A 13,852-nucleotide genomic window follows, 5' to 3' on the forward strand; every position below is an offset into this window, starting at 1 on the left:
AAGGATAGACAGGAGGTGATGGATATTGAAGATTGGGATTGTCAGTACTGGAGTCTATCTCCCTCAATCATTCATGACTGGTGATGAGATAGCAGAAAAAGCAGGAATACCTTTGAACATTGTGAATGAAAAGATGGGGATTAAGAGGAAGCCTATTGCCGGAGAATATGATCATACATGTGCGATGGGGATATGGGCTGCCAAAAAAGCAATTGAAAAAGCGGGTATTGATCCATTAGCAATAGATGTAATTATTTATATTGGAGAAGAGCATAAAGAATATCCCTTATGGACTGCGGCAATTAAACTCCAGGAAGAAATCGGAGCGAAGCGTGCATGGGCATTTGATACGGCATTAAGATGTGGAACAACCATTTTAGGGCTTAAATTAGCGAAGAGCTTGATGCTCTCAGATGAAAAGATAACGACCGTTTTACTCGCGGGAGGATATCGGAATGAGGACTTCATTGATTATACAAATGAGAGAACTCGGTTCATGTTTAATCTTGGAGCAGGTGGAGGAGCCATTCTATTAAAAAAAGGTCATAAAAAGAATTTGATTCTAGAATCGGAGATTATCACGGATGGCTCTTTTTCAGAGGATGTTGTGGTTGTTGCGGGGGGAACGAAAAATCCAATTACGAAGGATAATCTTCATCTTCATAAATTGGATGTATTGGATCCTGTTGGAATGAAGGAAAGATTGGAACAAAAATCAATGAAAAATTTTTTAAAAGTGATTCATGCAGCCCTTATGAAAAGCGGTTATACAGAAAAGGATATTGGTTATGTTGCAATGCTCCACATGAAAAAGTCAGCTCACGAATATGTATTAAATGAATTAGGGTTAACGAATCATCACTCTATTTATCTTGAAGATTATGGACATATTGGCCAAATGGATCAAATTTTATCTATAGAACTTGCTGAAAAAGAAGGAAGGCTGAAAGACGGTGATCTTGTCGTTTTAGTTAGTGCTGGAATCGGGTATGCATGGGGTGCCACAATAATAAGGTGGGGAAAGGGAGGAACGCAATGACATTACATGCCTTGCAGTATAAAAAGACAAAATTGCCAAATGGTGAAACAATCGCTTATCAAGAGCGGGAAGGTGGGGAGCAGAAGGTTTTACTTATTCACGGAAATATGACCTCCTCTAAGCATTGGGATCTTGTTCTTGAAAAAATGGATCCGAAATATAAGTTATATGCCATTGATTTGCGTGGCTTTGGAAATTCCTCTTATCATCAAGAAATACGTTCAATTAAGGATTTTTCCGATGATGTGAAGGGATTTGTGGAGAAAATAGGATTAAAAAATTTTTCTATCGTAGGCTGGTCTACTGGTGGAGCAGTTGCGATGCAATTTATAGCAGAAAATCCAGGGGTTTGTGAGAAATTAGTTCTTCTTGCTTCTGCATCCACAAGGGGATATCCGTTTTATGGATCCGCCGGAGCTGGCCTTCCTCTCTTCAATAAGCGCTTATCAACTTATGATGAGGTTAAGGGGGAGAAAAGTAAAACGGTTCCGATTCAGAATGCATATGATACGGGTAATCGAAATTTTTTAAAAGCAGTATGGAATTCTTTGATCTATACGAAAAATCAGCCAAAAGATGAATTATATGAGGAATATGTAGACGATATGTTTACGCAAAAAAACCTTGCTGCCGTCTACCACGCATTAAATATTTTTAATATTAGTGAAAAACATAATGGATTAAAAAAAGGAAATGGCTTAGTAAAAAATATCAAAATCCCTGTTTTAGTTCTGCGTGGCGATCGAGATTTAGTGATTTCCGAACAAATGGCAAAGGAAACCGTTGAAGATCTTGGGGAATATGCAACATTTATCGAATTAACGGATTGTGGGCACTCACCGTTAATTGATGGTTTAGATCAATTGCTAAAGCACATAACCGAGTTTTTAAATTAATGGAGGGATCAACATGAGATTAAAGGATAAAGTAGCGATTATAACGGGTGCAGCAAATGGACTTGGTTTAGCAGCAGCTGAAACCTTTGCTCGAGAAGGGGCAAAGGTGGCTTTAGCTGATTATGATGCGAATTTAGGAAGGGAACGAGCAGCTGAGCTAAAAGCAAAAGGCTATGAGGTTTCATTCTTCCAAGTGGATGTATCAGATCGCAGTAGCGTTGATGAAATGGTACGAAGAGTGGCTGCTGAATTTAGCGGCATTGATATCTTAGTTAATAATGCAGGAATAACTAGAGATGCGATGTTAAAGAAGCTTTCTGTTGAAGATTTTCAAAAGGTCATAAGTGTTAACTTAACAGGCGTGTTTCATTGTACGCAAGCAGTGTTACCATTTTTACTAGAAAGAGGATCTGGAAAAATTATCAGCACTTCATCGGTCTCTGGCGTTTATGGAAATGTCGGGCAAACAAATTATGCTGCAGCAAAAGCAGGAGTTATAGGGATGACTAAATCATGGGCGAAAGAGCTTGGACGCAAAGGAATAAATGTGAATGCCGTTGCACCAGGATTTATTATGACAGGAATGACGGCGAAGGTGCCTGAAAAAATATTAGAGCAAATGAAAAGCATGGTGCCACTTGGCCGTTTAGGGGATCCTCGGGATATCGCAAATGCTTATCTCTTTTTAGCATCAGAAGAAGCAAATTATGTCAATGGAACCGTTCTTCATGTGGATGGTGGAATTATGATGTAAAGAATAAGTTTCAGGTGGATAAAGTGAAAGTTCCATCAGTGGGGGTTTTCATTCATCCCCCACTGATGGTTAGTTGAACTTATCGGACCTTTACGGACAGTTGATCTCCCGCTTATCTTCTTCGTATTCTCAGAATCTTGAAGTGGGAGTCTTACTGTCCGTTAAGAGTGGGATAAAAAATTCATTGATTCTTCAAAGATATTCATAAAGTACGAACCCAATTACAAGAACAGCCAAATCTTTTTCGTAAATGCCCGATTACTTAAACATTACTCTTTAAATCATCACTCGTTTTCCTTGAATTCCAATGATAATAATTTGTAAATACACTCACTCATGTTTTTAATCCATCTTCCCATTTATCTATATTTCTTCCCTTTAAAAAAAAGACGATCCCAATTTCAAATTTATCTAAATCCCTTGATTAATTGTGCTCAAGGGATTTTTAAATGGGAAATAGGCAGGAGAGTAGTTTTTTTACTTTGTAACCGACTTGTAACTTCTTATAACTACAATATGAACATCATAATGAAGGAGAGATGGCAGTGAGGTGGGAACTCGATTGGATTGAAAATAGAGCGCGATTAACACCAGATAGAGAGGCGATTATAGATGCGGAGCAAGAAAGACATTGGTCTTTTTTTGAGGTCAATCGTCGTAGCATTGCTGCTGCTAGCTGGTTAAAGAGGCAAGGAATTAAGGAAGGTGATCGGGTCGCCTTATTATCCCCTAATCATATTTGCTATTTTGATGTACTATTTGCTTGTGGAAAAATTGGTGCTATTTTTGTACCGATTAATTGGAGATTAGCTCCTAGGGAAATTGAATATATTCTTCGTGATTGCACCCCTAAGGCAATAGGCTTTCACTCCACTTTTTCTGAAAGACTAATGGAGCTTAATATAGGTCAGCCGATTTGTTTTCAAGTAGACCAGGAAGTCTATTTACAGGAAAATTTAACTCTAAGTAAAGATGAACCTGAAGGGAAGGAATTTGACCCATTAGCCATCATTTATACAGGAGGGACGACTGGAAAGCCAAAAGGAGTCGTATTATCTCATCAATCCATCATTTATAATGGGCTCAATACTATTTTAAGCTGGAATATTACAAAGGATGAAAGAACTCTTACTTATATGCCACTCTTTCATACGGGAGGATTAAATGCTTTATCGATTCCGATTCTTATGATGGGTGGCACTGTTGTCATTGCGAATGATTTCAATCCGGATGATGCGATTGATTATTTGAATAAATATCAATGTACGATTGTTCTACTTGTCCCAACGATGTATCATCTGATAACTAAATCAGCTAAGTTTAAAGAAGAAACCTTTCCAACTGTAAGGACCTTTTTATCCGGAGGGGCACCATGTCCGTTGGAAATTTATCAGGAATTTAGGCGAAGGGGGATGAAATTTAAAGAGGGATATGGGCTAACGGAAGCGGGGCCGAATAATTTTTTTATAGAACCTAGCAAAGTGAATGAAAAATTGGGCTCAGTTGGTAAACCGATGCTCTTTAATTCTGTGAAAATCGTAAAAGAGGATGGGGCAGATGCTGCGCAAGATGAAGTTGGAGAACTTTTGATAAAAGGCAAACATAGCTTTATCGGTTATTGGAATAATCCAAGAGCAACGAATGAAACGGTACAGGAGGGATGGCTATATACGGGTGACTTAGCAAGACGGGATCAGGATGGATATTTTTATATTGTTGGAAGAAAAAAGGATATGATCATAACGGGTGGGGAGAATGTCTATCCAATAGAGGTGGAGCATTGGATTGCATCACTCCCCCAAGTGAATGAAGTAGCCGTTGTTGGGCTTCCGCATCCAAAATGGGGTGAGGTAGTCACGGCATTTATCGTTTTAAAGAAAGATGAGCGTTTATCCTTTGCTGAGCTCAAAACCTATTGTTCTAAGAAATTAGGTGGATATAAAATACCGAAAGAAATGATTATTCTCGATGATCTGCCAAAAACTCATGTTGGAAAAATTGATAAGAAGAAATTGAAAGATTTCGGAATCAAAAATGGTTGAACTACCCACCGCTTAACAACCTTACGGCCTTTTTGAAGCGGGAGTTTCCTACGAACACCAAAGTATCCTTCAGTTATCTTAGTAGGCGATCCCCGCAGTCCCTGCGGTTAGAAGTCTTATCGCTTCATTCTTTAAATTTTGCCCTGCGTTAATATCCCTTTGATGATGTGTGCCACAAGTAGGGCATTTCCATTCACGCAATGCGAGATTTTTAACGTCTTTGTTTTGATAGCCACAACAGGAACAAAGCTGACTGGAAGGAAAGTTTTTCGCCACCGTTACGACTTGTTTTCCATACCATTTTGCTTTGTACTCCATAATACTTTTGAATTGTGACCATGATACTTCGCTAATGGCTTTGGCAAGCTTGTGATTCTTCAACATATTGCTTACTGACAAATCTTCCATACCAATGATATCGTGTTTTTTGATGATCTCGGTAGAAATTTTGTGTAAGTAATCATTTCTTGCTTGAGTCATTTTTTCGTGAATACGAGCCATTTGTTTTTTTGCTTTGTACCAATTGGCCCCGCCTATTGTTCGTCTACTCATGATTCTTTGTGCTTTAGCCAATTTTTCTTCTAGCGTACGAAAAAATTTTGGATTATCGTAAGTCGTACCATCTGATAGTATGGCAAAGTCTTTAAGACCAACATCTATCCCAATCACTGAATGGGTTTTCGGTAGTTCTACTATTTCGACTTCTGTTCCTATTGAGATGAAGTATTTACCTGATGGGTTACGTCTAATCGTGGTATTTAGAATACGACCTTCGACTTCTCGACTTTTGGCAAAACGGACAAGACCGAGTTTGGGCAGTTTAATGGAATGGTTTATGACCGCAATATTTCCATTTGTATATTTAGTGGTATAAGACTGAAGAGGATTCTTTTTTGATTTAAAGCGTGGATATTTATTCTGCTTTCGATAATATCTGTTGAAAGAATCAGCTAAGTTTTCAACGGACTTCTGCAAGGCAATACTATCCACTTCTTTCAAAAAGGGATAATTCTCCTTTAATTTTGGAATGGCTTTTACTGTTTCGTATTTATTTAGGCATTTACCCTTCCAGTTATTTGCTGGAAGCTGGCCGTTTTGAACCATTTCTTCAACCATGTACCAATAGGCATCTTTGTTTTTCTGTTCTCCCAAAAAGAAGTTAAACACAAACCTAGAGCAACCTATTGTTTTATTGATCAGTTCTATTTGCTTTTTATTAGGATAGATACGAAACTTAAATGCTTTATTAACTAACACTGTATTTCACCTCTCATAAAACGAACATTTGTTCTTATTTTATCATAAGAGGAAGGTTTTGACAATCGCCAACCGACATTCATCTCCACCTACTTATTGGGCAACAGTTCTTTCCGTTCCTTGAAGTGGGAGTCTTCTGTCGGAAATGGATAAAAGGAATTGCATGAAGCCATGATCTAAATAAGGATGATGGCTTTTTGCTGTTAGATAAAATCAGACCTTTAAATCCGTAATCTGCCAATTATACCATAAGCCAAATGTAAAAATAGATAGGATTTCTATGTTAAAATGAAAGAATGCAAAGAAGTTTGTAAGGGAGGTTATGGGCATGTCTGTACGGATGTTAATTGGACGAGCCGGTAGTGGGAAAACGACTTTTTGTCTTGACGAAATTCAAAAACAAATGCTGATAAATCCAGATGGCGATCCGATCATTTATATTGTTCCAGATCAAATGACCTTTTTATCAGAATATAAATTAATCTCTAATCCACAGCTTGGAGGGATGATTCGAACGCAAGTATTTAGCTTATCACGTCTTGCATGGAGAGTCCTGCAGGAGACAGGCGGAATTAGTCGTTATCACCTGAGCAGTGTAGGAATTAGTATGCTTATAAGGAAAATCATAGAAGACAAAAAAGCGGAACTTAAGCTATTTCATAAGGCGGCTGAAAAAAATGGCTTTGTTGCACAAATGGAACTGATGTTAACAGAGTTTAAACGATATTGTGTGAAGCCAGAGGAACTTTATGATAAAAGGAATGAATTAGAATCAGAAAATGGGAATCGAGCGCTCCAAGATAAATTACATGATCTTGAGTTGATATATAAAAGCTTTGAAGAAGCCTTATTCGATAAATATATTGATTCTGAGGATTATTTTCGATTATTAGCAGAAAAAATTTCCCAATCAAAATATTTACAAGCAGCCAATGTTTATATTGATGGATTTTATAGTTTTACTCCACAGGAATATATGGTAATCGCACAGCTGATGAAGCATTGCCAAAATGTGACGATTACGAATACGCTGGATCAGCCTTTTTATGATCATCCGCCAGATGAACTGCATCTTTTTCGAATGACCGGTGAAAATTATCAAAGCTTGTATGAAATGGCTAAAGTGGTAGGGGTAGAAATTAAAGAAATTCATTTTCATGAGCAAAAGAAATGGAAACAGGAGTCATTAAGGCATTTGGAAGCCTTTTTGAATTCGCGTCCGGTACATTCGTTTGAAGGCGAGTCAGGCGTTTATATTGCTGAAGCAGTGAACCGGAGAGCCGAGATTGAGGGAATTGCAAGAAGAATTAAAAGACATGCTCAATCTGGACAGTACCGGTTCCGGGATATGGCCATTTTATTGAGAAATAGTCATGATTATCGTGATTTAATTGAGACGATTTTTTATGATTACGAGATTCCATACTTTATTGATCAAAAAAGAACGATGCTTAATCATCCATTAATTGAATTGATTCGTTCTAGCCTTGAAGTTATTAATAGCTATTGGTGCTATGAACCGGTATTTCGGGCAGTTAAAACGGAATTATTGTTCCCGTTAGAAGTTAATTTAATTCAAATGCGTGAGCATATGGATAGGCTTGAAAATTATGTGCTAGCCTATGGAATTCAAGGAGAAAAATGGACAAATAAGGAGCGCTGGAAATATCGGAAAATCAGAGGATTAGAGCTCGTAAATAACGTGCAAACCGATGCGGAAAAGAAAATGGAGCAGGAGTTAAATGAATTAAGGTTTATGCTGACAACTCCTATTTTGAGATTATCGCGTCGATTTAAAAAAGCTGAGAATGGGCGGGATTTATGTGAGGCACTTTTCTTATATTTAGAGGAACTTGATATTCCAGCAAAGCTAGAGAGCTTAAAGCAGAAGAGTGAGACAATAGGGAATTTAATTAAGGCAAGAGAGCATGATCAAGCATGGAATGCCGTGATTGAATTACTGGATCAATTCGTTGAAGTGCTTGGTGAAGAGACCATTTCACCAAAACAATTTTCCTCTATCTTAGAAGCTGGAATGGAATCTCTGAAATTTTCCCTTGTTCCTCCGGGTATGGATCAAGTTTTGATAGCAGATATGGAGAAATCGCGGTTTTCCGATATTAGGATTGCATTTGTCATCGGGCTTACAGAAGGCGTATTACCGGCAAAATTCCAAGAGGATGGATTGTTAGCAGATGAGGATCGCGATAGCCTGCTAGAAAACGGAATAAGAATTGCTTCAAGTAGTAGGAAGCTATTGCTTGATGAGGAATTTATTGCGTATACAGCGTTTACTTCTCCATCAGAGCTGCTTTATGTCAGTTATCCACTGGCGAATGATGAAGGAAAGGCATTAATGCCGTCCTTGTATATTAAAAGATTAAGAGAGATAATTCCAAGTTATCATCCTTTATTCTATATGACGGATCCAACTGATTTATCAGAGGAGGATCAACTCGAATATTGTATCAATGCTAACACGACCCTTTCTTATTTAACGACGCAATTGCAGTTAAAAAAACGTCATTACCCTATCTATGAATTTTGGTGGGATATTTACAATTATTATATAAATAATAGTCAATTGTCTGTAAATACACGTAAGATTTTATCGAGTCTTACTTATGAAAATCGGGTTAAACAGTTATCTGAAATAGTTAGTAAGGAAATATATGGGGATGTGATTCAAGCAAGTGTGTCACGAATGGAATTATTCCAAGCGTGTCCTTTTTCGCATTTTGCTGGGGCTGGTTTAAAGCTTCGTGAGCGACAAATCTTTCGTTTGGATGCTCCTGATATAGGGGAGCTTTTCCATGCTGCCTTAAAATATGTCGTGGAAACTGTTATTAAAAATCAGCTATCCTGGGAATCCATTACTAAAGCAGAAATGGAGGAACTGGCGAGGCAGGCAGTCGATACACTAGGACCAAGACTCCAAAATGAAATTCTCTTTAGTTCAAATCGACATTTTTATATTAAGAGGAAGCTGGAACAAATTATTAGTAGAGCCTCTATGGTGCTAAGAGAACATGCAAAGGCTAGTGGTTTTGCCCCAGTTGGCCTAGAGCTTAGCTTTGGACCAAAGGGAGAGCTCCCACCATTATCCTTCCCGTTAAAAAACGGAGCAAAAATGGAGCTAATTGGTCGGATTGATCGTGTTGATATAGCGGACGAAAAAGAAGGAACCTTTTTAAGAGTGATTGATTACAAATCAAGTGCACGGGATTTAAATTTGAACGAGGTGTACTATGGTCTTGCCTTACAAATGTTAACGTATTTGGATATTGTCATTACTCATTCGAAGGAATTGATTGGGAAGGAAGCTGACCCAGCGGGTGTTTTATATTTTCATGTGCAAAATCCGATTATTCAGGCTACCAAAATGTTATCTCTCGATGAAATTGAAGAGGAAATCTTAAAGAAATTTAAAATGAATGGTTTAATACTTGGTGATCCTAATGTAATTAAGCTAATGGATCAAACCCTTGAATCGGGGAATTCCAGGATTATTGCCGCGGGAATCAATAAAAACGGCAGCTTAGCAAAATCATCAAAAGTTGCAGATAAAGAGGGTTTTAATGATTTGAGGAAATATGTTCGTAAGCTTTATGTCCAAACTGGAAATGAAATATCAGAAGGTAGAGTTGACCTTGCGCCATACAAATTAAAGGATAAAACTCCGTGTACTTTCTGTTCCTTTAAACCAGTGTGCCAGTTTGATGAGTCATTGGAGAGTAATTCTTACCGCGTACTTCCAACAAAATCGAAGGAAGATATCATGAATTTAGTAAGAGAGGAGGCCTGATGAATGAATAAAAAAGCAATTCCTCCTAAGCCAGAACATGTGACTTGGACCGATGACCAATGGAAGGCCATCATGGCAAAAGGGCAGGACATTCTTGTAGCGGCAGCGGCTGGATCGGGAAAGACAGCTGTATTAGTGGAACGGATTATTAATAAAATTACTACAAGGGATGAACCTATTAATGTTGATGAGTTACTAGTCGTAACCTTTACAAATGCATCTGCCGCTGAAATGAAGCACCGTATTGGTGAAGCTTTAGAAAAAGAAATAAATATGAACCCTAATTCATCTCATTTACGAAAACAATTAAGCTTATTAAATCGGGCATCCATTTCAACTTTGCATTCCTTTTGCTTAGAAGTAATAAGAAAATATTATTATAAAATTGATATCGATCCGGGATTCCGAATCGCTGATGAGACAGAAGCACAGTTGATGCGTGATGAAGTTATGGATGAGTTATTTGAAGAGGAATACGGTAAGGAAAATAATGAACTTTTTTTCGCATTAGTCGATACATTTACCAATGATCGTTCAGATGAAGGACTTCAGCATATCATCCGAGAATTATTTGACTTTGCTCAGTCAAATCCTCATCCCTTCAAATATTTAGATTTAATTGTTGAAATGTATCGTGTGGAGAATGTGACCAAAATCGAGGAACTTCCATTTACAGATGCACTGCTCTATGACATTGAACTGCAGCTTGAAGGAGCGAAACAATTGATTCAGGAGGGATTAGAGCTAACAAAGCTTCCAGGAGGTCCTGCTCCAAGGGCAGAAACTTTCATGGATGACCAACAGCTGATAGACATCTTAATCACGGCGAAAAAGGACTCATGGTCAACTTTATATCAGGCATTCCAGTCCATTAGCTTTTCTAAATTGAAAACTTGTCGTGGGGATGAATATGACCAGGACTTGATTGAAAAGTCAAAAGAGATAAGAAATCAAGCAAAAAAAATTATCGAAGGAATAAAGGGTGAGCTATTTTCAAGAAAGCCGGAAAGCTATCTGAACGATATGAAGGAAATGCTGCCAATTATTCAAGCATTGGTCCAAATTGTAAAAGAATTTGCTTTGCGCTTTGATGCTGTGAAGAAAGAAAAGGGATTAGTTGATTTTGCTGATTTAGAGCACTATTGTTTGGCTATTTTAAGTGACACAGATGTTGCTGAAGGAGAATTGCTTCCGTCTGAAGCGGCAAATAGCTACCGCAATCATTTTAAGGAAGTTTTTGTTGATGAATATCAAGATGTGAACTTTGTTCAAGAAGCCATTCTACAGCTTGTCACAAGGGATGGAGAACATCATGGGAACCTTTTTATGGTTGGGGATGTTAAGCAGTCAATTTACCGTTTCCGACTTGCAGAACCTAATTTATTTTTATCCAAGTATATTCGTTTTACCCCAGAGGCAGAAAATACGGGCTTAAAAATAGATTTAGCAAAAAATTTTCGCAGCAGACAAGAGGTTTTACATGGAACGAACTATCTTTTTAAACAAATTATGGGGATAAAGGTTGGAGAAATAGATTATGATGAAGCGGCAGAATTAAAAAAAGGAGCAGCCTATCCGGAGGATGAGATTCAGCCGATTGAGGTTCTCTTTATTGATCAAGAAATAGAGGAACAAGAGGACTCAGAATCATCCACTGAACAGCAAGGAGAGGAATTTGATCGTGAAGACTTAGCGGCTTCGCAGCTTGAGGCAAGGCTCATGGCTACTAAAATAAAATCACTCATTGAGGAAAGAAAGCCGGTTTATAATCCGAAAACAAAAACGTCTCAGCCAATTAAGTATCGTGATATGGTTATTTTGCTTCGATCTATGACATGGGCACCTCAAGTAATGGAGGAATTTAAGCAACAAGGGATTCCGGTTTATGCAAACCTTTCAACAGGTTATTTTGAAGCGACGGAAATTTCCATCATGATGTCTTTATTAAAGGTCATTGATAATCCATATCAGGACATACCTTTAGCAGCTGTTTTAAGATCACCTATTGTAGGGCTGGATGAGGAAGAGCTAGCCATTATCCGAGCTGCCAATCGAAAAGGGGAGTACTATGAAGCATTGACTGATTTTTGCCGTGAAGTCCCATCTCATCAATATGAAGAGCTGTGGGAGAAAGTAAGACACTTTTCCGAAAGACTAGTAAATTGGCGTTCGAAGGCACGGACTGGTGCTCTTTCAGAATTAATCTGGGAACTGTATCGTGATACTCACTTTTATGATTTTGTTGGCGGGTTGCCAGGAGGCAAACAACGCCAAGCTAATCTTCGTGCTTTATATGATCGGGCCCGACAATACGAGGAGACGTCTTTTAGAGGGTTATTCCGTTTCCTACGGTTTATTGAACGAATGAGGGATCGAGGCGATGATTTAGGGGCTGCAAGGGCGCTTGGAGAGCAAGAGGATGTCGTAAGAATAATGACTATCCATAGCAGTAAAGGTCTTGAATTTCCAGTCGTCTTTATCGCTGGTTTAGCCCGACAATTTAATATGATGGATCTAAGAAAACCCTATCTTCTTGATAAGGAGCTAGGTTTTGCAGCGAAGTATGTGAACGTTGAAAAGCGTATATCGTATCCCTCTTTGCCTCAGCTTGCTTTCAAACGAAAAAAGAAGTTAGAAATGCTAGCGGAAGAGATGCGTGTTTTATATGTTGCTTTAACTCGAGCAAAAGAAAAGCTTTATTTAATTGCAACCGTTAAAAGCTTTAAAAAGAAGCTGGAGCAATGGAGCAAGGCTCGTCAATATACGGATTGGCTCATCAATGAATACGACCGGGCAAAAGCCACTAGCTTTATGGATTGGATTGGGCAAGCGCTTGTTCGCCATCAAAGTACGCAAGAACTTCCATATTCCATTTCTTTAAATCCACTAGTGAAAGAAGAAATTGTTCATCATCCATCTTTATGGAGTGTAGATGTGTTAAAAGCAGATCACTTTCATGATACTGAAGAACATGATGCTGAGGAAGTTGAGGATTATCTTAAGCTTGTCTATCAAGGAAAACAGGTGCCAATTGAATCGCTTTATAAGCAGTTGGTGGAAGACCAGCTTTCTTGGAAATATCCATACTTTCCTTCAACTATTCATCGATCTAAGCAATCTGTTTCCGAAATTAAACGCCAGCAGGAAATGGCAAGTGAAGATGGGGCAACTGAATTAATTAAAACGTTTAAAAAGCCAATTCTAACTAGACCTAGATTTATGCAGGAGGAATCTCTCACTCCTGCTGAAAAAGGTACCGCCATGCATATGGTTATGCAACAGCTGAATTTAACGAAATCAATCTCAGAGACTTCCATCAGTCTACAAATTGAAGAAATGGTACAAAACGAACTATTAACAGAAAAACAAAAGCAAGGAATTAACATCCAACAAATCGCAGAATTTTTTGCAACAGAACTGGGTAGGAGAATGTTGAATGCCACCAAGTTGAGGAGAGAGATTCCTTTTAGTTTAAACTTACCTGCTGATATCGCTTATTCGGATTGGGTAGGGGAGAATGAGCCTGTCTTGGTCCAAGGGATTATTGACTGCTTATTTGAAGATGAAAGAGGAACAGTTTTATTAGATTATAAAACAGACGCCATTACGAACCGATTTAAGGGTGGATTTCAAGAAGAAAAGGACATTCTTGAGGAACGTTACCGGGTGCAGATTGATCTATATACAAGGGCATTAGAAGAAATTCTGAAGAAACCGATTGATGAACGATATCTATTTTTCTTCGATGGTTCATATTTTCTAGAATTGAAAAGATAAACAGGAAAAAAACCGGCAGGAATTGAACTATCCTTGTCGGTTTTTTTCTAAAGTTAATTGTTGCCTACAGTTGGTTGATCGATGAGGTTTTGGTCTAAAATGTTATTTCCATTGAGCCCATTATTATTTACGATTAATCCACCATTATTTCCTGATCCAGAACCTTCAACAACCTTTGAACTATTTTTTGGAGAAATATAGACCGTATCTCCAAATTGGACAACTCCTCCGCTAACATGAATAATTTGAACTGGTCCAACAATAGATGGCATGATAAACATC

8 protein-coding genes are annotated in these 13,852 nt (G+C 38.1%); 6 read left to right on the forward strand and 2 right to left on the reverse strand.

Annotation, left to right across the window (positions count from 1 at the left end):
* Window positions 1–25: 25 nt before the first annotated feature.
* The 4 genes from ACE38V_RS00450 to ACE38V_RS00465 all read left to right on the forward strand — a co-directional run bounded on the left by ACE38V_RS00450 (window position 26) and on the right by ACE38V_RS00465 (window position 4,731).
* Entirely contained in the window at window positions 26–1,039 is a 1,014-nt protein-coding gene (locus tag ACE38V_RS00450; RefSeq protein ID WP_375839153.1) for a 3-oxoacyl-ACP synthase, read from the forward strand.
* On the forward strand, window positions 1,036–1,935 hold the full coding sequence (phaZ, locus tag ACE38V_RS00455; RefSeq protein WP_375839154.1) for an intracellular short-chain-length polyhydroxyalkanoate depolymerase: 900 nt from the start codon (window positions 1,036–1,038) through the stop codon (window positions 1,933–1,935). Before ACE38V_RS00450 ends, phaZ begins: the two co-directional genes overlap by 4 nt.
* Before the next feature lie 13 nt (window positions 1,936–1,948).
* Window positions 1,949–2,689, forward strand: a complete 741-nt coding sequence (fabG, locus tag ACE38V_RS00460; RefSeq protein ID WP_375839155.1) for a 3-oxoacyl-ACP reductase FabG — start codon at window positions 1,949–1,951, stop codon at window positions 2,687–2,689.
* Between the two features lie 545 nt (window positions 2,690–3,234).
* Window positions 3,235–4,731 (forward strand): class I adenylate-forming enzyme family protein, encoded by a 1,497-nt coding sequence (locus ACE38V_RS00465; RefSeq protein WP_375839156.1) that lies wholly within the window; start codon window positions 3,235–3,237, stop codon window positions 4,729–4,731.
* Window positions 4,732–4,809: 78 nt separating this feature from the next.
* Here ACE38V_RS00465 and tnpB read toward each other — a convergent pair whose 3' ends face one another.
* Window positions 4,810–5,988: an IS200/IS605 family element RNA-guided endonuclease TnpB gene (gene tnpB, locus ACE38V_RS00470; protein ID WP_375839157.1), complete on the reverse strand. Its 1,179-nt coding sequence runs from the start codon at window positions 5,986–5,988 to the stop codon at window positions 4,810–4,812.
* A 328-nt stretch (window positions 5,989–6,316) separates the two neighbouring features.
* Here tnpB and addB point away from each other — a divergent pair, with 328 nt between their 5' ends.
* Window positions 6,317–9,793 (forward strand): helicase-exonuclease AddAB subunit AddB, encoded by a 3,477-nt coding sequence (gene addB, locus ACE38V_RS00475; protein ID WP_375839158.1) that lies wholly within the window; start codon window positions 6,317–6,319, stop codon window positions 9,791–9,793.
* Between the two features lie 3 nt (window positions 9,794–9,796).
* Entirely contained in the window at window positions 9,797–13,570 is a 3,774-nt protein-coding gene (gene addA, locus ACE38V_RS00480) for a helicase-exonuclease AddAB subunit AddA (RefSeq protein WP_375839159.1), read from the forward strand.
* A gap of 53 nt (window positions 13,571–13,623) precedes the next feature.
* On the opposite strand, the gene ACE38V_RS00485 is transcribed toward addA, so the two are convergent.
* Window positions 13,624–13,842, reverse strand: coding sequence for a spore germination protein (locus ACE38V_RS00485; RefSeq protein WP_375839160.1), 219 nt, complete (start codon window positions 13,840–13,842; stop codon window positions 13,624–13,626).
* Between the last annotated feature and the right edge of the window lie 10 nt (window positions 13,843–13,852).

The organism is Cytobacillus sp. Hz8 (genome assembly GCF_042263505.1).
Lineage (GTDB): Bacteria > Bacillota > Bacilli > Bacillales > Cytobacillaceae > Bacillus_BE.